General features: G+C 57.2%; 17 protein-coding genes. 9 read left to right on the top strand and 8 right to left on the bottom strand.

Features of this window, described 5'->3' with window-relative positions:
• Positions 1-10: 10 nt before the first annotated feature.
• From INF58_RS07295 to dsbG, 3 genes are all read left to right on the top strand, one after another.
• On the top strand, positions 11-1027 hold the full coding sequence (locus INF58_RS07295) for a LacI family DNA-binding transcriptional regulator (RefSeq protein WP_193527385.1): 1017 nt from the start codon (positions 11-13) through the stop codon (positions 1025-1027).
• A 98-nt stretch (positions 1028-1125) separates the two neighbouring features.
• Positions 1126-2676 (top strand): methyl-accepting chemotaxis protein, encoded by a 1551-nt coding sequence (locus INF58_RS07290; RefSeq protein ID WP_193527384.1) that lies wholly within the window; start codon positions 1126-1128, stop codon positions 2674-2676.
• Between the two features lie 64 nt (positions 2677-2740).
• On the top strand, positions 2741-3517 hold the full coding sequence (dsbG, locus tag INF58_RS07285; protein ID WP_193527383.1) for a thiol:disulfide interchange protein DsbG: 777 nt from the start codon (positions 2741-2743) through the stop codon (positions 3515-3517).
• A gap of 38 nt (positions 3518-3555) precedes the next feature.
• Here the strand turns inward: dsbG and INF58_RS07280 are convergent, their stop codons facing one another.
• From INF58_RS07280 to INF58_RS07270, 3 genes are all read right to left on the bottom strand, one after another.
• Complete coding sequence (locus tag INF58_RS07280; protein ID WP_063866685.1) at positions 3556-4845, bottom strand: glycoside hydrolase family 10 protein; 1290 nt, start codon at positions 4843-4845, stop codon at positions 3556-3558.
• A gap of 7 nt (positions 4846-4852) precedes the next feature.
• On the bottom strand, positions 4853-5140 hold the full coding sequence (locus INF58_RS07275; RefSeq protein ID WP_193527382.1) for a VF530 family DNA-binding protein: 288 nt from the start codon (positions 5138-5140) through the stop codon (positions 4853-4855).
• Between the two features lie 125 nt (positions 5141-5265).
• Positions 5266-6747 (bottom strand): UbiD family decarboxylase, encoded by a 1482-nt coding sequence (locus tag INF58_RS07270; protein ID WP_193527381.1) that lies wholly within the window; start codon positions 6745-6747, stop codon positions 5266-5268.
• A 110-nt stretch (positions 6748-6857) separates the two neighbouring features.
• On the opposite strand from INF58_RS07270, the gene INF58_RS07265 reads away from it, so the two are divergent.
• Positions 6858-7742 carry a LysR substrate-binding domain-containing protein gene (locus tag INF58_RS07265; RefSeq protein ID WP_193527380.1) on the top strand — a complete coding sequence of 295 codons (885 nt, stop codon included), beginning with the start codon at positions 6858-6860 and terminating at the stop codon, positions 7740-7742.
• Here the strand turns inward: INF58_RS07265 and INF58_RS07260 are convergent.
• The 4 genes from INF58_RS07260 to INF58_RS07245 all read right to left on the bottom strand — a co-directional run bounded on the left by INF58_RS07260 (position 7733) and on the right by INF58_RS07245 (position 11252).
• Positions 7733-8641: a LysR family transcriptional regulator gene (locus INF58_RS07260; protein ID WP_193527379.1), complete on the bottom strand. Its 909-nt coding sequence runs from the start codon at positions 8639-8641 to the stop codon at positions 7733-7735. The genes INF58_RS07265 and INF58_RS07260 overlap by 10 nt on opposite strands.
• A 1-nt stretch (position 8642) precedes the next feature.
• Entirely contained in the window at positions 8643-9620 is a 978-nt protein-coding gene (locus INF58_RS07255; protein WP_193527378.1) for an MBL fold metallo-hydrolase, read from the bottom strand.
• 107 nt (positions 9621-9727) lie between these two features.
• On the bottom strand, positions 9728-10612 hold the full coding sequence (locus INF58_RS07250; protein WP_063866691.1) for an SDR family oxidoreductase: 885 nt from the start codon (positions 10610-10612) through the stop codon (positions 9728-9730).
• Between the two features lie 112 nt (positions 10613-10724).
• Positions 10725-11252 carry a GNAT family N-acetyltransferase gene (locus INF58_RS07245; RefSeq protein ID WP_193527377.1) on the bottom strand — a complete coding sequence of 176 codons (528 nt, stop codon included), beginning with the start codon at positions 11250-11252 and terminating at the stop codon, positions 10725-10727.
• Between the two features lie 131 nt (positions 11253-11383).
• On the opposite strand from INF58_RS07245, the gene treZ reads away from it, so the two are divergent.
• The 3 genes from treZ to glgX are packed head-to-tail and all read left to right on the top strand — an operon-like array spanning position 11384 to position 17727.
• The gene (gene treZ, locus INF58_RS07240) at positions 11384-13171 is read left to right on the top strand and encodes a malto-oligosyltrehalose trehalohydrolase (protein WP_193527376.1); all 1788 of its coding nucleotides are present in this window, start codon (positions 11384-11386) and stop codon (positions 13169-13171) included.
• The gene (gene treY, locus INF58_RS07235) at positions 13168-15636 is read left to right on the top strand and encodes a malto-oligosyltrehalose synthase (RefSeq protein WP_193527375.1); all 2469 of its coding nucleotides are present in this window, start codon (positions 13168-13170) and stop codon (positions 15634-15636) included. Before treZ ends, treY begins: the two co-directional genes overlap by 4 nt.
• 15 nt (positions 15637-15651) lie before the next feature.
• Complete coding sequence (glgX, locus tag INF58_RS07230) at positions 15652-17727, top strand: glycogen debranching protein GlgX (RefSeq protein ID WP_107535374.1); 2076 nt, start codon at positions 15652-15654, stop codon at positions 17725-17727.
• On the opposite strand, the gene INF58_RS07225 is transcribed toward glgX, so the two are convergent.
• On the bottom strand, positions 17724-18272 hold the full coding sequence (locus INF58_RS07225) for a winged helix DNA-binding protein (RefSeq protein WP_063866695.1): 549 nt from the start codon (positions 18270-18272) through the stop codon (positions 17724-17726). The genes glgX and INF58_RS07225 overlap by 4 nt on opposite strands.
• 224 nt (positions 18273-18496) lie before the next feature.
• Between INF58_RS07225 and INF58_RS07220 the strand changes: the two genes are divergently transcribed.
• Both INF58_RS07220 and INF58_RS07215 read left to right on the top strand, forming a co-directional pair.
• Positions 18497-19219 carry a DUF969 domain-containing protein gene (locus tag INF58_RS07220; RefSeq protein ID WP_193527374.1) on the top strand — a complete coding sequence of 241 codons (723 nt, stop codon included), beginning with the start codon at positions 18497-18499 and terminating at the stop codon, positions 19217-19219.
• A complete protein-coding gene (locus INF58_RS07215; protein WP_063866697.1) occupies positions 19216-20202 on the top strand; it encodes a DUF979 domain-containing protein in 987 nt (328 codons plus the stop codon). Before INF58_RS07220 ends, INF58_RS07215 begins: the two co-directional genes overlap by 4 nt.
• The last annotated feature ends 5 nt before the right edge of the window (positions 20203-20207 follow it).

The following is a 20207-nucleotide window of genomic DNA, read 5'->3' as shown; positions in this document are numbered from 1 at the left end:
CTAAGTCGTTGTGAGAAAAACAAAACGCGTCACCATCAAAGATATCGCGGAGCTGGCGGGGGTATCAAAAGCCACTGCCAGCCTGGTTCTGAACGGCCGCAGCAAAGAGCTTCGCGTGGCGGAAGAGACGCGGGAGCGCGTGCTGGCGATTGCCAAAGAACAGCATTATCAGCCCAGTATTCACGCCCGTTCGCTGCGGGATAACCGCAGCCACACCATTGGACTGGTGGTGCCGGAAATCACCAACTACGGTTTTGCCGTTTTTTCGCACGAGCTTGAGACCCTCTGCCGCGAGGCGGGCGTTCAGCTGCTGATCTCCTGTAGCGATGAAAATCCGGGCCAGGAGACGGTGGTGGTCAACAACATGGTGGCCCGCCAGGTGGACGGGCTGATTGTCGCCTCCAGCATGCTCAACGACGCGGACTATCAAAAGCTGAGCGAACAGCTGCCCGTTGTGCTCTTTGATCGTCATATGAACGACAGCTCCCTGCCGCTGGTCATCACCGATTCGATTACCCCAACCGCCAGACTGGTGGCCGACATTGCGCGCCAGCATCCGGACGAGTTCTACTTCCTCGGCGGGCAGCCGCGGCTTTCCCCAACCCGTGACCGTCTTGAAGGTTTTAAGCAGGGGCTGCGCGACGCCAGCGTCGAGTTACGTCCGGAGTGGATCATTCATGGTAATTACCATCCGAGCTCCGGCTACGAAATGTTTGCCGAGCTTTGCGCGCGCCTTGGCCGCCCGCCAAAAGCCCTTTTTACCGCCGCCTGTGGCCTGCTGGAAGGGGTATTGCGCTACATGGGGCAACATAACCTGCTGCAAAGCGATATCCGTCTGGCCAGCTTCGACGATCACTATCTCTATGACTCTCTGTCTATTCCCGTCGATACCGTTCGTCAGGATAACCGACAGCTCGCCTGGCACTGCTTTGATCTGATTGGCAAACTGATTGACGGGGAGACGCCGGAGCCGATCCAGCGCAAGCTGGATGCAACCCTGCAACGTCGTTACCGGTCAGCCGAATAAAAGATGAGCAACTCGCGAATACGGCCATAACTTTAATTAATTAAAGATCTGTTTTCGCCGATAACCAAAGGGAAACTATATTCCTGAGGTTTGCTGTTATGTCGTTGAAAAAATCATCACTGATTATCCTGTTTTCCCTGCTTTTCTTCTTTGTAGCGAGCACCATCACCAGCGTTGGGCTCATCATCAAAAGTAATAATTCGCTGGATAACGTGAACAAAGAAATTCAGGTGGTTCTGTCGATTAATGACCCCATTAACCACAGCCGAACCCTGCGCGTCAGGGTCATGGAGTATGTGAAAATGGTGGAAGCGGGGGACGCAGCCGTTTCGTCCGCAAAACTGGCCTCGGTAAAAGAGGCGCTGACCAAAGCCGACCGTGCCTTTTCGGCGTTTATGGCCTCGCCGCGTTTGCAGGATGAAGCCCCACTCGTCAATGACTACCAGGTGGCGTGGCAAAACTACCGTAATCAGGGGCTGGCGCCGCTGATCGCTGCGGCTGCCGCTCACGATGTGTCACGATTCAATTCCCTCATCCCCGTGGTGTCCCAGCTCGATCGCCAATATGAAATTGTGCTCGACCAGGTGCTTTCCGTTCACCAGAAGTACGCGAAAACGCTGAACGAGGATGCGAGCCGTAATTTCGTGTCGGGACTGGTCATTATCGCCTGCATTGCCGCGCTGTTCGTGGTGGTGATCCTTGCCGTCAGCCTGCTGATGAAACGCCTTGTCTTTGCGCCGGTTGACCTGGCGCGTGAGCACTGTAGCCAGATTGCGGCAGGGAAGCTGGATGTACCGGTACCCGTCAAGGGTGATTCCGGGAATGAAATCGATCGCCTGATGGGCTCGATGGAGCAGATGCGTCAGGCGCTACTCTCCACGCTTTCTCAGGTGCGCGATGCCAGCCATACCGTAACCCACGCGGCGCAGGAAATTGCCTCCGGTAATATCGACCTGGCCTCGCGTACCGAGCAGCAGGCCTCCGCCCTGACCCAGACGGCGGCCAGCATGGAAGAGCTGAGCGCGACGGTGGCGAATAACACCGATAACGTCTTCCAGGCCGGTAAGCTGGTGCAGGATGCCGTGAAAAATGCCCGTACCGGCGAAGCGGTAACCCGTGAAGTCATCGAGACGATGAATACTATCGCGTCCAATTCGAAGCGCATTGAAGACATCACCAGCGTCATCAACAGCATTGCTTTCCAGACCAACATTCTGGCGCTGAACGCGGCTGTTGAAGCGGCGCGTGCCGGTACGCAGGGGCGAGGATTTGCCGTCGTGGCGAGTGAAGTCCGCACGCTGGCGCAGAAAAGCGCGGTGGCGGCGAAGGATATCGAAAGCCTTATCGCCCAGTCTGTTTCCAGCGTGAAAAACGGGGCGGAGCTGGTGAACCGCTCGGGAGAGGTGATTCATTCTATTATCAGCTCTGTGAATAAAGTGAATGCGCTGATGGAGCAGATTTCGGTTGCCTCTGAAGAGCAGAGCCGCGGAATTGGTCAGGTTGGGCAGGCCGTAACCGAGATGGACGGCGTGACCCAACAGAACGCGGCGCTGGTGCAGCAGTCCGCCGCTGCGGCAGCCTCGCTGGAGGAGCAGGCGCAGCAGCTGTCGCAGAGTATTTCAAGTTTCAGTCTGCCCAGGACGGCGTAACGGGCAAGCGTTGACAGGGCACGCATCTTCGACCACTCTAAAACTCTATCTTAGAGAGGTCGTTATGCTTCAACGGTTTGCAAAGAAAAAAGTGCTGTTACTTTCTGCTCTGCTGGCGTCAGGGCTGGTCAGGGCAGAGGAGACGCTTCCGGATGTGGTGAAGCACTTCAGCGAACAGCAGGACATCAAAATCATAAAGAAAATTGACGCTCCCGGCGGCGCGCCTGCGTGGCTGGGGCAGTATCAGGACATGGGCGTGACGCTCTTTCTGACCCCTGACGGAAAGCACGTGGTGTCTGGCTATCTGTATGATGATAAGGGAACAAACCTCAGCGAGGCCTATTTCCAGAAGGACATATACGCCCCGATGGGCCGCGAGATGTGGAAGAAGCTCAATGCGGCGCATCCGCTAAAAGAGGGCGCGGAGACTGCGCCGAAGAAAGTTTTTGTCTTTGCCGACCCGTTCTGCCCGTACTGCAAACAGTTCTGGGCAGAAGCGCAGCCGTGGGTGAAGGCCGGGAAAGTCCAGCTCAACACGCTGCTGGTCGCGTTTCTCAACCCGAACAGCGGGCGCAATGCCTCAGCGATCCTGAATGCGAAAGATCCGGTATCGGCCTGGAAAGAGTACGAACTCTCCGGCGGCAAAAAGCTGCCGAAACCGGAAGGCGCGGCCTCCCGGGAAACCGTTGAGATCCTGCAAAATCATCAGACGTTAATGGACAGCCTCGGCGCGAATGCCACGCCGGCGATTTATTACCTGAATGAACAAAACGAACTTCAACAGGTCGTGGGCATGCCCGACGCGAAACAGCTTGAGGCGATGTTCGGGCCGAAGCCCTAAAAGAAAGGCAGAAACAGGGCGTTTCTGCCTTTTCTTCATCAGCTACCCCAGCGTCCCCGCAGGTAATTCACCGCGTCCTGCGTCTGCGGCTGGTTAAGATAATCTTCGCGGAACAGGATAGTGCCTTTTACGTCAGGCAGAGAATCGTTGAGATCGAGCTGTTTTTTCAGCTCCGGCACGCCGCCGTTTACTGTCCAGTCAGGTTCATTTCTGGAAGGCGCGCCCACCTTGTAGAACGCGATCCCGATATACAGGCGGGTATGGGTCGGTTTCACCACGTCAGCCCACCATTTTGTCAGCACATCGTAACGTGCTGCGTCGCGGGCGAAGGGCCAGTAAATCTGCGGCGCTATGTAATCCAGTAACCCCTGCTGTACCCACTTGCGCGTGTCAGCGTAGGATTCATCGTAGGCTGCGGCACCGCGCGTGTCCGAACCTGCCGGGTCGAAGGAGCGGTTGCGCCAGACGCCCGCCGGGCTTACGCCAAATTCAACCTCAGGCTTGGCCTGCTTAATCGCCCGGGAGACCTGCACAATCAGCTCCTGGGTATTATGCCGCCGCCAGTCGGCTTTTGACGCAAATCCCTCGCCGTAGCGCCTGAAGGTCCAGGCATCATTGAGGGCTGAACCCGGCGTTTCGGTATAAAAATAGTCATCGAACTGAACGCCGTCGACAGGGTAGCGATTCACCACTTCCATCACCACCTGGGTTATCCAGTCCCGCACCTCGGGAATGCCCGGGTCGAGAACAAAACGATCCCCCGAGGTGCGGATCCACTCCGGATGTTGAACATACACGCTGGAGGGATGAAGCGACGAGGTCCGGTTTAACGCGGCAATGGTCGATGGCTTCGTATTGGTGGAAACGCGGTACGGGTTAAACCAGGCGTGAACCTTCATGCCGCGCCTGTGCGCTTCATCCAGCATAAACTGGAGCGGATCGTAACCGGGATCTTCCCCGATAGTCCCCGTCAGGGTATCCGACCACGGCAGGATTTTAGAGGACCACAGCGCCGTGCTGTCCGGTTTTACCTGAAAGAAGACGGTATTGATCCCCAGGGTTTTCAGCTTATCGAGCTTGTCCGTCAGCGCCCGCTGCTGCTGGGCGATACGCTGGTCCGCGCTGCGGCCATTCACCGAGGAAACGGGTGGCCAGTCGAGACGGGAGACGGTCGCCAGCCAGATCCCGCGCATGGGTTCGTTGGTCTGCTGTACTGGTTTCGCCTGCGGCAGCGGGGTAACGAGTGATTTGGGAGGTTTGGAGGTGCAACTTACCAGTAAAAGCGCGCAGCCAAGCAGCGCGCCGGTCCGTTTTACGTGTCGCATCATTTGCGTTTTAGCTCCTGGGTGTCCGGCTTTCCGTCCAGGGATTAAAGGCCGGTTCGTCCTGTTCCCCGTGACCGTCATCGTGAAGGGATTCGAGGTAAAGGGCTTCGACTTCCGCCCGCGCCCATGGGGTACGGCGCAGAAATTTCAGACTTGATTTAACGCTCGGGTCCTTGCGAAAACAGTTGATTTTGATTCGGTTGCCCAGTTCATTCCAGCCATATCGCGCAACCAGCGCGTTAACCTGCATTTCGAGCGTTACGCCATGCAAAGGATCGTTGGAAGTATGTGCAGTCATAGGCGTCCGGTAGTCTCAATTTTTATGGGGATGTGATAAACGCTCAAAGGTTACAAGAAAGCAGGGGACGCGGCAATTTCAGCGTGAGGTTCTTCACCCTTGAGAGGGTGAAGAAGAGGGGATTACTATTTTTTAAACAGTTCAGGCGCCCAAGGCGTTGGGTCTACTTCCATAAACGGCGCGCGCTCAAAGCGAGACTTCAGCGCCCAGGGTACCGTACAGTCAAAAATCGTTTTGCAGGTTATCCCGTTTCCACGAATGGAGGGGCTGTAGTCCGGCGACTGCGAAGGATCGAGCTGGTGACCGCGGAGCCCCGGCAGATGGGTGATGCTGACGTCGCCCTGCATGCGGGTGGTCATCGCCCACAAAATGTCGTCGCTGTCGAAGATATCCACGTCTTCATCGACGAGAATAATGTTTTTCAGCTCGGAATAGGTGGCTAGCGCGATAAGAGCCGCCTGACCCTGACGCCCTTCGTCAGAGGGCTGGCGTTTTTTCACCTGCAAGATGCCGAGGAATTTGCCGCCGCCAGCGGTATGCGCGTAAACGTTTTGCAGGAAACCGGGGATGGCTTCTTCCACCGCATTGCGGATGCTGGCCTCGGTGGGTAAACCGGCAAGCGTGGTGTGCTCTTCGCCCGGACCGACCAGCGTTTGCAGGATCGCCTGATGGCGCATCGTGACGGCCTTCACCTTGATGACCGGCAGCGAAGGGTTCGCCTCCCCACAGTAGCCGGGGAATTCCGGCATCGCATGCCCGGTATGGGTATGCTGATCTTCTTCGACGCGCACGCCCGGCAGCAGTTCGCCTTCAATGATAATTTCCGCACGCGCAATCGCTTTTTCATTTACGGCCACGCCCTGCACCAGCTCAACCGGGCGTTGACGCAGGGCACCGGCGACGCCCAGCTCGTTATAGCCGAAGGGCGTGGTCGGCGCTTCGAAGCAAGCGCCAATGTAGATAGCCGGATCAAGACCCATGTTGATGGTGACCGGCAGCGGTTTTCCCGCCTCTTCGGCTTTCTTACGGAACACTTCGATGTGACGGCCCGCGGCAAGGAACATGGAGAGCTCGTCGCGCTCCTGAACGCAGAGACGGTGAATGGTGACGTCGGTCAGCGACGCGTCTTCCGGATCGCTCGCCAGCACCAGTCCCAGACAGAAGAACGGACCGGCATCTATCGGCGTATTGGTCGGGGCCGGAAGCAGCTTACGCAGATCGAAGTTCGGATCGTCGGCGTAAAACACCTCCTCCTGGCACGGCGCCTGCGCCGCCGGAACGACAACGGGCGCAACCGGGTTTTTCACCGCCTGGCCGACGTGTTTTGCCAGTTCAGAGGGCTCGCACCCCAACAGCAGCGCCGCCCGTTCGCGGCTGGCGTGCATGCCCACCAGGATGCGGGAATCCTGGTAACCCTTCACGTTATTGAACATCATAGCCGGGCCGATGCGCGTCGGACGTTTGACCGTGCCGCCGGCGCCAATGTGCCGGTAAACGCCCGCCAGCTCAGCATTCGGATCGACCGGATGGTCAGTTTCAATGTACTGGCCTTCGTGGCGCTGGAGCAGTTCGATGGCACTTCTGAGATCGTTAATGTGGTTTTCCATATTACCTCCTTGGTTGAATGCTTCCATTCTTAACCGGACGAACAATGCTATCAATTGCATCATTTATGCTATTTTGATAAGCAAATTATTATCAATGACGGAGGCTCGATTTGCAGTTTCGACTGATGCGCAATTTTATCGTGGTGGCCGAAGAGCTCCACATGCACCGGGCGGCAGAGCGCCTAAACATGGCGCAGCCCGCGCTGAGCCAGCAGATCAAAACCCTCGAAGAGCGACTGGGTGTCACGCTGTTCAGCCGGGCGAATCGTCGCTTAACGCTGACGCCAGCCGGAGAGGCGTTTCTCCATAAAGCCAGAATCGCGATATTTATGACCGATCAGGCGATTCTGGACGCCAGGCAAACGGCCAGGGGCGAGCAGGGCGTGCTGAATCTCGGATGTGTTTCAAGCGCGATATTCGACAGCAAACTGCCCGCCGCGCTACGGCTACTTCATGAGAAATGGCCGGCCATCACCCTTTCTATGATGACGGGGAACGTGCAAACCCTTTACACCGGCGTGCAAAGTAACCAACTGGATGTGGCCATCATCCGTGCGCCGCTACCGCTGCTGCCTGACGATCTGCAAAGCCGTCCTTTCACCACGGAAAAAGTCGTGCTGGCGTTACCGCATCACCATAGCCTGGCGGGATCTTCCGCGCTGACGCTTTCGTCTGTGAAGGAGGAAAAGTGGATTACCCTGCGCGATCCGCAGGGTATGGGACTGGAGCAATACTTTTATGATGCCTGCCATAGCGCGGGTATACAGCCTAACGTCGTGCAAAATGCCACCGATGTCCCCACGGTGATAAGCCTTGTCGCCGCGGGGTTTGGCATCGCCATGCTGCCAGCCTCAGCGAAAGCGATACGCGTACAAAACGTGGTCTTTGTGGATATTCTTGACCGACTCCGGGAGAGTGAGCTGACGCTGGTTTGCCATCGGGTGGTTCGCTCTGAGGTTCTGAAAAAATTGATGAACATTCTCGATCATACCTGACGCCCGGCGGTCTGTAGAAGCTGTTCCCGCAGCCAGCGGTTAGCCGGATCTTGGCTGTTTTTCGGGTGCCAGTACATACCAATAACGATCGGCGGGAGATCCAGCGGCGGCGGAAAAATATCGAGCGTTTGCGCAAAGCGTTGCAGCATGCGTCTGGGTAGGGTGCAGAGCAAATCGGTACCGCCAACAATCGCAGGCGCCATCGCGTAGCTTTGCGTCGACATCACCACGTTACGCTGGTGGCCAAGCCCCGCCAGATGCCGATCGACAAAGCCTGAGAAAGGGTCCCCCTCGGACGAAACCACCAGGTGGGAAAGGGCGCAATAGCTTTTCAGATCCATCGGCCCCGTACCGCGCGAATGGCCTTTACGCTGGGCGGTGGCATATTCATCGTCAAACAGTTTTCGTCTGACCCATGCATCGTGCGCGCCCGCGTTAATGCCGACATAAATATCCACCTCGCCATTTTCCATCTGCGCCACCAGCAGCTGGGTTTCGGGGAGCGCAAAACGCAGCCGGATGCCTGGTGCCGCAGCGCTAATCTGATTCTGCAACTCCGCCCCGAGCATCAGCGCCGGGTTCTCATGCAGGGCAATCACAAAGGTGCGGTTGCTGTTTTGCGCGTTGAACGTGGTGGGTTCAAGCATTGACGAAATGCCCTGTAAAACCGTCGTGACCTGCGGCCTTAACGCCTCGGCGCGCGGCGTAGGTAACACCCCACGTCCGTGTGGGGAAGGGACAAACAGCGGCTCACCGAACAGGAGGCGCAGGCGCGCAAGGCGGGCAGACATTGCCGGCTGGCTGATGCCCAGCCGCGCGGCCGCATGGGTGATGTTCTGCTCCCTGAGCAGGGCATCCAGCGTCAGGAGCAGATCTATATTTATATCGGAAGGTGGCATCTTATTTTGCGTCACGGTTGGTATAGGTTACCGGGACCCACGCGTAGCCTTGCCGCTCGCCCTGCGTGACATAACCGATACCGGGGAAAGGCAGGTGCGGAGCTGCAATGAGTTCTTTGTTTTTCACAAACTCCGCGAACGCCGCGTTACGCACCCTGGCGGCGCCGTCCTGATCCTCATCGTAAGCAATCGTCACATTGGGCTGCGGGAACTGAACCGCAGCGACGTGAATAATGTCGCCGACAAAGGTGATTTTTTCACCTTTGCTCTCCAGCGTATAGAACGCCGAACCTGGGGTATGGCCCGGATGTACCGTTCCGCGGATGCCCGGCAGAAGCTGTTCCGTCCCGGAGAAGGTCTTCATTTTTCCGGCGTCCAGATAAGGTTTTAAGGTTTTGCGCGCAACGTCAAAGTAGTTCTGGTCATAACCAGATTTTTTCTGGTTCTCGTCGTTAAAGAAAAATTCGATATCCGGTTTCCCGACATAGACCTGCGCATGAGTAAACACGCGTTGGCCGTCTTTCACCAGGCCACCGGCGTGATCGGAGTGAGCGTGGGTGATGAGAATATCGGTTATATCTTCGGGTTTGATGCCCTGCGTCGCCAGGCTTTCAATCAGTCGGCCGCCTTTGCCGGGCCCAAAGAGTTGGCCTGATCCGGTGTCCACCAGGATTTTGTGGCCGGGCAGCGCGATATAAAACGCATTAATCGATGCTTCAACCGGGTTGGCCTGGAAATTTTTTGCCAGTAACGCATCGGTATTTTCCGCCGTTGTACGGCGCAACAGGGTATGCAGATCCTGCGGCACGCTGCCGTCCGTAAAGGCGGTGACAATCGTATCGCCAACCTGAACGCTATAGCCGCCAGCCTGCTGTTTCACCACGTGCTGGGGAACGTTGGCCACCGCGTGGATCGCGGGTAAGAAAAGGACAGAACCGGTAAACAGGGTTGATAAAGCAAGTTTTTTCACAGTAAACATGATGGGCTCCTCAATAGTAAGTTCATCATAGTTCAACTGAGATTTTTGAGAACGGAAGGGGGGTGAATGTGACCTATCCATGAAATGGATAGGTCTGAGAGAAGTTTTTACAGAACGCCGGTACCGCCGTCAGAACACCAGACCTGTCCGGAGGCGTATGAGCAGGTATCGGAGGCAAACAGCACGTACAGCGGTGCGATTTCAACCGGCTGGCCCGGTCTGCCCAGCGGGGTATCTTCCCCGAACTTCTGGACCTTGGATTGAGGCTGGCCGCCGCTGGACTGAAGAGGCGTCCAGTACGGACCCGGCGCGACAGCGTTCACACGAATGCCGCGCGGCCCCAGCTGCTGCGCCAGAGATTTGGTAAAGGCCACGTTACAGGCTTTGGTCTGCGCATAGTCGACCAGGATCGCGCTCGGCTTAAATGCCTGAACGGAAGTGGTGTTGATGATCACGGCGCCTTCCTGCAAATGGCGCAGCGCGGCTTTTGTGATCCAGAAGGGCGCATAGACGTTGGTTTTGAACGTCGCGTCAAAATCAGCGGTAGTGAGATCGTCGATCGATTCGCAGAACTGCTGGCGCCCGGCGTTATTCACCAGAATATCCAGGCCGCCCAGTTCGGCGACGGCTTTTTCCACCAGCGTATCGCAGAACGACTCTACGCGAATGTCGCCGGGAATAGCGACCGCTTTACGGCCTTCGGCCTTAATCAGCGCAATGACCGATGCGGCATCGGATTCCTCTTCAGGCAGATAGCCGATGGCAACATCTGCCCCTTCACGGGCATAGGCGATGGCGACCGCACGACCAATGCCGGAATCACCGCCGGTGATCAGCGCTTTTTTTCCTGCCAGTTTTCCCGACCCGATATAACTTGTTTCACCATGATCCGGTATTGGCTTCATTTCCGATGCCAGCCCGGGGGCCATTTGCGGTTGTTCAGCAAACGGTGGACGAGGGTAATGCAGCGTGTGATTATTTCCTGTAGACATACCGGCCTCCTTAAATAGTGAATTCCAAGATTAGTCGTTAATTAGACGCAAGCGGGCAAAATTGATAAATTCAGACAAATCTATATTCCATTGCCGGATGTAAAATATTTTCTTAAGCCAGCATGTAATACCAGAAAAGGGCGACCTCATCTTTTTCCGGCAGGGCGTTGTAAAGATAGCGATCGTAACCGCCCAGAATAAATCCATAGTGACGATAGAACAGACAGGCCGTAACGTTTACGTTCTGCGTCTCCAGCCGTAAGCCGGGCGCATTGAGGCTTCGCGCCCAGACGTGGGTAGCAGACATCAGCTTATGCGCCGCGCCCGTCCGGCGCTTTGAACGCTCCACGGCAATGTAATCCACTGAGATAAATTTATTCCAGTTACAGGATGCAGTAATAAAACCGGCGATTTCTCCATCATCCGTTTCGGCAATCAGAAATATTGAATCCGGATTAACACAATGGTTTTCCAGCGTCTGGAGATCCAGTTCATACGTTTTAAGATAAGGCTCTGTTAACGCTTGAATATGCAAATCGCCATTGAGAAAGGGCTCTCTGGCAATCTCATCAACCGTGAAAGAAAAATCACAGCATTCAAGACGGGCGAGATCGGTACTTAATCCTTTTCGAATGTGCATGGTATTCCTTAAGTGGGAGTTATAAATAGATAATAGACGAAGCGGCATACCCTGCTGGCATAACACTCTGTTGATCCTGGTCTAAGCTTGTATTTCGTTCCGCGTAGAATGTGGTCATTCGAGGACAGTGAATGGAATTCAGAACATGTCGCAGGCACTGGGGTGCCGAGTTTATTTCCGATGACGTTGTACGTTTTCGCGTCTGGGCTGAAGGGCAGAAAGATCTCACGTTGCGTTTAACTGACACCGACATTCCGATGGCGGCGGTGGGCGACGGCTGGTTTCAGATTGACGTTCCCGGCGTCAGGCACGGTACGACGTATCAGTTTGTTTTACAGGATGGGTTGGCAGTGCCGGATCCGGCCTCACGGACCCAACAGAATGACGTCAACGGCCCGTCGGTGGTGATCGACCCGCGTCGCAACCCCCCCACGCAACCAGAATGGAAAGGGCGGCCGTGGGAAGAGACGGTAATTTACGAACTGCATATCGGGACTTTCACCGAGGAAGGAACCTTCAGGGCGGCCATCGAAAAACTGCCTTATCTGGCCGAACTGGGTATTACGCAGCTGGAAGTGATGCCCGTTTCCCAGTTTGGGGGGCAACGCGGCTGGGGGTATGACGGCGTATTGCTGTATGCCCCGCACTCGGCTTATGGCACGCCGGATGATTTTCATGCCTTTATCGACGCCGCCCACGCGCTTGGGCTTGCCGTGGTGCTCGATATCGTACTCAATCACTTTGGCCCGGAAGGGAACTACCTGCCGTTACTCTCGCCGGCGTTTTTCCATCAGGATCGGATGACCCCGTGGGGCTACGGGATTGCCTATGAGGTTGACGCGGTCCGGCAATACATTGCCGAGGCGCCGTTATTCTGGCTGTCGGAGTATCATCTTGACGGTCTGCGCTTCGACGCCATCGACCAGATCCACGACGACGCAGAGACCCATATTCTTCCTCACATTGCGCAACGGATCCGCGACGCATTTCCGGATCGTCATATCCATCTCACCACCGAAGACAGTCGCAACGTCATTTTCCTGCATCCGCGCGATGAGCATGGTCAGACGCCGCTTTTCACCGCCGAATGGAATGATGATTTTCACAACGCCGCGCATGTCTTCGCGACCGGGGAATCTCACGCCTATTACCAGGATTTCGCCTACGAGCCGGAGAAAAAGCTGGCGCGAGCGCTGGCCGAAGGCTTTGTCTACCAGGGCGAAATCTCGCTTCAGACCGGAAAATCGCGCGGAGTAGAGTGTCGCGAGCAGCCTCCGCAATTTTTTGTCGATTTTATTCAGAACCACGATCAGGTCGGCAACCGTGCCCAGGGTGAGAGGCTCATCTCTCTGGCTGGCGCGGATAAAACGCGGGTGCTGTTCGCGGCGCTGCTCCTGTCGCCTCATATACCGCTGCTGTTTATGGGCGAGGAGTATGGCGAAACGCAACCGTACCTCTTTTTCACCGACTTCCACGGCGACCTGGCGAAAGCGGTGCGGGAAGGGCGCGCGAAAGAGTTTACCGGCCATGCCGGGCACGATGAAACCGTACCTGATCCCAACGACCTGAATACCTTTATGTGCTCGAAGCTGGACTGGAACAGGGTGGAGACGGAGGAAGGCAGAGCGTGGCTGCACCTGACGCGCGAACTGATTGCGCTGCGTCAGCGCTATGTCGTCCCGTTGCTGAAGCAGCAGGGCGCGGTTGAAGGTAACGTCCTGCAAACAACGCTCGGCATGGTTGCCGTGAGCTGGCGTTTTCCGTCCGGTACGCTGTCGATGGCGCTGAATATCGGTAAAAAGCCGCTCCCCTTGCCGGACCTGCCCGGAAAACCGATCTTTAGCAGGCCGGAGGCAATCGAAAACCTGCCGTCGAACAGCATTGTTGTTCGCTTTGCTGAAGGAGAAGCAACGCTATGATCCCGTCCTCAACCTATCGCATTCAGTTTCGCAACGGCATGACCTTTGACCGCGTGGTGGCCTTGATACCGTATATGAAAGACCTCGGTATCAGCCATCTCTACGCGTCACCTGTTTTCACGGCAACCACGGATTCCACTCACGGCTATGACGTGACGAACCCCAACGAAATCGACCCGGCGATTGGCGGGCGGGAAGGGTTCGACCGTATGGCGGCGGCGCTTAAACAGGCGGAGATGGGGCTGATTCTGGATATTGTGCCGAACCACATGTCCACCTCCCTGGAGAACCGCTGGTGGCGCGATGTGATCGAGCACGGCAGGCAGAGCCGCTACGCGACCTATTTTGATATCGACTGGTCCAGACCGCTAACGCTGCCGTTTCTTGGCGACACCTTCGAAGCCGAGCTGGAGCGCGGGGCTATCACCGTAAAACGTGACAGTGTCACCAATAAAGCGGAGCTGGTCTACTACGACACAGCCTATCCGCTTAATCCTGGCACGTTTGCCGAGGACAAAAGCATCGCTGAGATCCACGAGGCGCAAAGCTGGCGGCTGATGTCCTGGCGGGAAGCGCCGAAACAGCTTTCATGGCGACGCTTTTTTGAAATTACCGGGCTGGTGGGCGTGCGGGTGGAGGATGAGGCAGTATTTGCAGACACGCACCGCCTGATCCTTGAGCTTGTTCACGCTGGCGTCGTCGACGGCCTGCGCATTGACCATGTGGACGGGCTTGCCGATCCGCTGGGCTATTTGCAGCGCCTGCGGGCGGCGACCGGGCCGGATTGCTACATCACGGTGGAGAAGATCCTCGCGAAAGGGGAACAGCTTCCTGCGGAGTGGCCCGTCTCGGGTACCACAGGCTATGAGTTTATCGCCTCGCTGGCGGAAGTGCTGGTGGACGATAACAACCTGTCGCGGCTGGAGACGCTCCACGATGAGACGCTGGGCACGACGGTGGACAGGCATACGGAGTTGCGCAAGGCCAAAGGTCTGATGACCGATCGTAACTTTGAAGGCGAATTTACTACGCTGCTGACCATCGCCAGCGAGCTGGCCCGGCACAACGACGTGGCGGTGCAGCACGACGATATTCGCCACGCCCTGCGCGAGCTGCTTATCGCCTTTCCGGTATATCGCACCTACGGCACCGCGGAGGGGCTGACGCCCTCGGACGTGGCGCTGCTCAGCCGGGTGGTCGCCAGCGTAAACACGTCCGAACCCGCCCTGAGCCTGATCGTCCGTATTCTTACCGGCGATCTGCCGGAGCATGATTACGCGCAGGCTTCCCTTTTCCGCACCCGTTTTCAGCAGCTGACCGGGCCGCTGATGGCGAAATCGGTAGAGGATACGCTGTTCTTCCGCCACAACCTGGAGCTGGCGCTGAACGAAGTAGGCGCCGACCCGACGCCGCGCGCGTTTTCACTTTCCCGTTTTCACCAGGAGATGCGCATTCGTCTTGCCCGCCAGCCCGACGCGCTGCTGGGGACCTCTACCCACGACACCAAACGCGGCGAGGATGCGCGAGCGCGTCTGTACACGCTGACGGAAGCACCGGATCTGTGGGGAGAAAATCTGGCGCGCTGGCGGCAGATGAACCAGACGCAGGTCAGGTTCCTGAACGATGGCACCGCGCCGAACGCCGCCGATACCTGGATGATCTACCAGGCGCTGGCGGGCGTCTGGCCTGCCACGCTCTCGCCTGACGATCGCGACGGGCTTAAGTCACTGGAAGAGCGTTTCCTCGGTTTTATCGAAAAAGCCCTGCGCGAGGCCAAGCAGCGGACCGACTGGATCGACAGCAACGAAGATTACGAGAGCGTGGTGCTGGACTACGTGCGGCATCTGCTCTCCCCGGATAACACCCTGTTCCTGCGTGATTTTAGTGCCGCACTACAGCCGTTCATTCGGGCGGGATTAATGAACAGCCTGAGCCAGACGGTGATCAAGCTGACTGCCCCCGGCGTACCGGACATCTATCAGGGTAGCGAAGGGCTTAACTTTAGCCTGGTCGACCCGGATAACCGACGCGAGCCGGATTTCACCGCGCTGGCGGAAAACCTGAGCACGGCGGACGGCAACATCTTTAACGATACGCAACGCTGGCGCGACGGCAGCGTGAAGCAGTATGTCACCGCCACGCTGTTACGGATCCGGCCGCATTACCCAGCGCTTTTCCGCTACGGCGACTGGCTGCCGCTGAAGGTGACCGGCGAGCGCGAGGAGAACCTGATTGTCTATGCGCGCCTTCACGAGGAAGAGGCGCTTATCGTTGCCGTGCCGCGCCTGGTGTTTGACGTCACCGACAATGCGGCCCTGTGGGCCAATACCACCGTGGCCATACCCCAGGAGCTGGCCGGAAAGCACTATCGGGATCTTTTTACCGGAGAGCGTCGCCTTCTGCCAGAGACGCTGGATTTAACGTCTGAAAAGGGATGTTTGTTGGTTCTGCTTACCTGCGAATAATCGAGGAGAACAAAAATGCCAAAGGATACAACGTTTGAAATTCGGGCCGGCCATGGCCAGCAGCTTGGCGCAAATTATGACGGAAAGGGGGTAAACTTCGCCCTGTTTTCCGCCCACGCGGAGCGGGTAGAGCTCTGTCTGTTTGACCCTTCCGGGAAAACCGAAATCGCCCGACTGGAACTGCCGGAATATACCCATGAGGTGTGGCACGGCTATGTGCCCGACCTGAAGCCGGGCGCGCTCTACGGCTATCGCGTTTACGGACCCTACGATCCGGAGAACGGCCATCGTTTTAACCCCAACAAGCTGCTCATCGATCCGTATGCCCGCGAACTGGTGGGCGACATTGCGTGGAACGATGCCCACTTCGGCTATGAGCTGGGGCATGACGAGCTCGATCTCAGCTTTGATACGCGGGACAGCGCGCCGTTTACGCCGAAATGTAAGGTCATCGACCCGAACGCCGTCGACTGGCAGGACTCGCGGCGGCCTGACGTCCCATGGCCGCACACCGTGGTCTATGAAAGCCATGTGAAAGGCTTTACCCAGCTTAATCCGGCCATTCCGCCCGAACTGCGCGGTACGTTTGAAGGGATGGGACATAAAGCCTCCGTGGATTACATCAAAAGCCTGGGCATCACCTCGGTGGAGCTGCTGCCGGTTCACTGGTTCCCGGACGATCAGCACCTGCTGGATCGCGGTCTAAAAAACTTCTGGGGCTATAACTCGCTGGCTTTCTTTGCGCCAGCGTCCCGCTATTACGGTCCGGCGGGTATTCAGGGTTTCCGCGACATGGTGCGCGCCTATCATGATGCGGGCATAGAGGTGATCCTCGACGTGGTCTATAACCACACGGCGGAGGGCAACGAGCTGGGGCCAACCCTGTCGTTCAAAGGAATTGATAACTTCTGCTATTACCGCACCATGCCGGATCAGCACCGGTATTACATCAACGACACCGGCACCGGGAACACCGTTAACACGTCGCACCCGCGCGTGTTGCAGATGGTCATGGACTCCCTGCGTTACTGGGCGGAATCGATGCAGATTGACGGCTTCCGCTTTGATCTCGGAACCATACTCGGACGCGAGCCGGAGGGATTCGATCCGCGCGGCGGCTTCTTCGATGCCGTGACCCAGGATCCGGTGCTGTCGAAGCTGAAGCTCATTGGTGAGCCGTGGGATATCGGCCCGGGTGGATATCAGGTTGGGGGCTTCCCGCCAGGCTGGGGAGAGTGGAACGATAAATACCGCGATACGGTACGTGAATACTGGAAGGGGGATAACGTCTCTAACGATTTTGCCGCCCGCCTGCTGGGGTCCGGCGATCTGTATGACTTGCGCGGTCGTCGTCCGTGGGCCAGCGTCAATTTTATCACCGCGCATGACGGCTTTACGCTCAACGACCTGGTGTCGTACAACGAGAAGCATAACGCCGATAACGGGGAAGATAATAACGACGGACATAACGATAACCGTTCGTATAACTACGGCGAGGAAGGACCGACGGAAAACCCGGATATCATCGCCACCCGCGAGCGGCAAAAGCGTAATTTCCTCACCACGCTTTTCTTCTCCCACGGCACGCCGATGCTGCTGGCGGGAGATGAGTTTGGCCGGACGCAAAAGGGCAACAACAACGGATACTGTCAGGACAGCGAGATCTCCTGGATAAACTGGGAAGGGCTGTCAGAAAACGACGAGGCGCTGCGCGAGTTTACCCGTCGGCTGATCGCCCTGCGCGCGGAGCAACCGCTGCTGCGCAGGGAGAACTGGCGCGACGGGCTGGAGATCCGCTGGTTTAACGCCGGCGGCGGCCCGCAGCAGTCGGAACAGTGGGACGAGGGCTCCACCCTTGGTCTCTCCATCAGCCGTCCGGACCTTCAGCAGGAAGAGGGTGTCTGGCACGACGTGCTGATGCTGTTCAATCCGTTTGAAGGCACCGTGCCTTTCCAGATCCCGCAGTTTGGTGAAGGGGGCTGGGTGCTCGAACTTTCGACGGCGGAGGATGCCCCCACGGGGGAAATCATCACTGAATCTGTCGATTACGAGCTGGCCGGGCGGAGTATCACCCTGTTCCGCCGCCCTTAAAGCGAGGCCGCCGCGCGTGCGGCGGTATCGTACAGGGACGAGATCGCGCGCAGCAGCTGCGCGGTCTCGCCAATTGACGTTCCCGGAATGCCGCTTTCCGCATGAATGTTGATCAGGCAGGCTTCCCGCACCTCACGGTACTTCATGCACAACGCTTTCCCGTCCTCGGTCGTAGAGAAAAAAAGCTCTTTCCCCGCTTTCTCGCTGGTGACGTAGCCCGCCTTCACCAGCTTTTTCAGCGCATACGTCACCACGTGGGTATCTTCCACGTTCAGCACAAAGCAGATGTCGGCCAGCTTCTTCTTGCGGTTGCGGTGATTCACATGGTGAAGAAGCGAAACGTCAAAGGCTCCCATATCCGGTTCACCTGCTGCGGTCATGCAGCGCACCATCCACTTGTTGAACGCGTTGCTGGTCATGATCAGGGCGTATTCCAGCTCTGATAATTCGGCGCACCGCTCTGACACCAGATGACGGGAGGAGACGATACGCCCGTCCGCAATATCGTCGTGGTTTAACGCTGCCTTCGTTTTCTTAGTCGTCATACCGATCCTTTCTCCAGAATGTAAACCCGTCGATAAAATAAGAACATTTTATTGATAAATTGTTTACATGTTTTTGACGTTCAGATATAGCTTTTTAGTGCAGGTTCTGCGGAGCCTGACGTAAAACACAACATCGCGCGCCGTAATGCACCGGCTTCGCTCTGCTGCGAAGTATAAAAAATAGCCGTCGGCGCGCAACGCTCACTTTGGATAGGGTAACGTTTATGGACAGTTCTACACTGTTGCCGCTTATCGGGATTCCGGTGGTGGTTATTGGTTTTGCACTGCGTTTCAACCCGCTGCTGGTTGTCGTGGTGGCGGGGCTGGCGACGGGCCTGCTGGTTGGCATGGATTTAGGCATGCTGCTGGAAACCTTTGGCGAAAAGTTTGTGAATAGCCGATCGCTTGCCACCTTCATCCTGATCCTGCCGGTGATTGGCCTGCTGGAGTATTACGGGCTGAAAGAGCGCGCCCAGGCATGGGTGGCGAAGATCGCCAGCGCCACCTCGGCCCGTATCCTGATGCTCTACTTTGTCGCCCGCGAAGGGACGGCTGCGCTCGGGCTGATGTCGCTGGGCGGCCACGCGCAGACGGTGCGTCCGCTGCTGGCGCCGATGGCGGAAGGGGCCGCGCTGAATGAATACGGCGACCTGCCGCAGCACATTCGCGACAAAATCAAAGCCCATGCCGCCGCCTGCGACAATATCGCGGTTTTCTTTGGGGAAGATATCTTTATTGCCTTCGGCGCGGTGCTGTTGATTGACGCCTTCCTCAAGGAGAACGGGATCGAGGGGATCGAGCCGCTGCATATCGGCCTGTGGGCCATTCCGACCGCCATTGCGGCCCTGATTATCCATATGACGCGCCTGCTGCGCCTCGACGCCAGCATTCGTCGCGACGTGATGGCCTGGAAAGCAGAGCAGGGCACGCAGGAGATCGCATCATGATGACGCTCATCACCATAAACCGCGTGTACTATCTGATTGGCTTCGTCGTGATGCTGCTGGTGGTCATGACCCTTCGCGATCGCGCCAACCCGAAACGCTTTACGACCGCGCTGTTCTGGTTCCTTTTCGGCGGGATCTTCCTGTTTGGCGATCTGATGGTGCAGGAGCTGGGCAGGTCGCTGGCGTATCGCATTATTGGCGGCGCCGTAATCGTGATTGCGCTGCTGGCCGGTTTCGGGCTGGTCGGGAAGGGGCACTATAAAATGGCTACCGAGGAGGAGCGCGTTGCCTCGTCGAACCGGCTGAAAAACTGGCTGTTTTTACCCGCGCTGATGATCCCGGTGGTGACGGTGATCGGGACGCTGTTCCTGAAGGGCGTCTCGATCGGCGGCGTTTACCTGCTCGACCAGAAACAGCTCACCCTGGCGGCGCTGTGCGTGGCCTGCGTGGCGGCGATCCTCACCGGCTGGTGGCTGACGAAAGGCACGCCGCTGCACGCGATTCGTCAGTCTCGTCGGCTGGTCGACACCATCGGCTGGGCGGTGATCCTGCCGCAGATGCTCGCCATGCTGGGTGGGGTGTTTGTGGTGGCCAATACCGGTGAATCGGTGCAGAAGGTGGTCAGCCTGTTTGTGAACCCGGACAGCCGCTTCATGCTGGTGGTGATTTACTGCGTGGGGATGGCACTGTTTACCATGATCATGGGTAACGCTTTTGCGGCGTTCCCGGTGCTGAGCGCCGGTATTGCCTTGCCGTTCCTGATTAACGTTCATCACGGTAACCCGGCGCCGCTGCTGGCTATCGGCATGTATGCAGGCTACTGCGGCACGCTCATGACGCCTATGGCCGCTAACTTCAACATCGTGCCTGCCGCGCTACTGGAGCTAAAAGACAAATATCAGGTCATCAAGATCCAGATCCCGACCGCGTTAACCCTGCTGGTGGTGAACGTGTTCTTAATGTATTTCCTCGTGTTTCGCTAAGGAGC

It is taken from the genome of Enterobacter cloacae complex sp. P24RS (assembly GCF_014982165.1).
Taxonomy (GTDB): Bacteria; Pseudomonadota; Gammaproteobacteria; order Enterobacterales; family Enterobacteriaceae; genus Enterobacter; species Enterobacter quasihormaechei.
The sequence above is the reverse complement of the archived record's forward strand: the minus strand, read 5'-3'. Positions and strand labels throughout refer to the sequence as shown.

What these genes read in the sequence shown, in the direction of transcription:
- INF58_RS07260 (WP_193527379.1), bottom strand. Translation starts at nt 8,641, where the DNA reads ATGCCACCTTCCGATATAAATATAGATCTGCTCCTGACGCTGGATGCC.
- INF58_RS07215 (WP_063866697.1), top strand. Translation starts at nt 19,216, where the DNA reads ATGATGACGCTCATCACCATAAACCGCGTGTACTATCTGATTGGCTTC.
- INF58_RS07225 (WP_063866695.1), bottom strand. Translation starts at nt 18,272, where the DNA reads ATGACGACTAAGAAAACGAAGGCAGCGTTAAACCACGACGATATTGCG.
- INF58_RS07290 (WP_193527384.1), top strand. Translation starts at nt 1,126, where the DNA reads ATGTCGTTGAAAAAATCATCACTGATTATCCTGTTTTCCCTGCTTTTC.
- INF58_RS07270 (WP_193527381.1), bottom strand. Translation starts at nt 6,747, where the DNA reads ATGGAAAACCACATTAACGATCTCAGAAGTGCCATCGAACTGCTCCAG.
- INF58_RS07275 (WP_193527382.1), bottom strand. Translation starts at nt 5,140, where the DNA reads ATGACTGCACATACTTCCAACGATCCTTTGCATGGCGTAACGCTCGAA.
- dsbG (WP_193527383.1), top strand. Translation starts at nt 2,741, where the DNA reads ATGCTTCAACGGTTTGCAAAGAAAAAAGTGCTGTTACTTTCTGCTCTG.
- glgX (WP_107535374.1), top strand. Translation starts at nt 15,652, where the DNA reads ATGCCAAAGGATACAACGTTTGAAATTCGGGCCGGCCATGGCCAGCAG.
- INF58_RS07280 (WP_063866685.1), bottom strand. Translation starts at nt 4,845, where the DNA reads ATGATGCGACACGTAAAACGGACCGGCGCGCTGCTTGGCTGCGCGCTT.
- INF58_RS07250 (WP_063866691.1), bottom strand. Translation starts at nt 10,612, where the DNA reads ATGTCTACAGGAAATAATCACACGCTGCATTACCCTCGTCCACCGTTT.
- INF58_RS07245 (WP_193527377.1), bottom strand. Translation starts at nt 11,252, where the DNA reads ATGCACATTCGAAAAGGATTAAGTACCGATCTCGCCCGTCTTGAATGC.
- treZ (WP_193527376.1), top strand. Translation starts at nt 11,384, where the DNA reads ATGGAATTCAGAACATGTCGCAGGCACTGGGGTGCCGAGTTTATTTCC.
- INF58_RS07220 (WP_193527374.1), top strand. Translation starts at nt 18,497, where the DNA reads ATGGACAGTTCTACACTGTTGCCGCTTATCGGGATTCCGGTGGTGGTT.
- treY (WP_193527375.1), top strand. Translation starts at nt 13,168, where the DNA reads ATGATCCCGTCCTCAACCTATCGCATTCAGTTTCGCAACGGCATGACC.
- INF58_RS07255 (WP_193527378.1), bottom strand. Translation starts at nt 9,620, where the DNA reads ATGTTTACTGTGAAAAAACTTGCTTTATCAACCCTGTTTACCGGTTCT.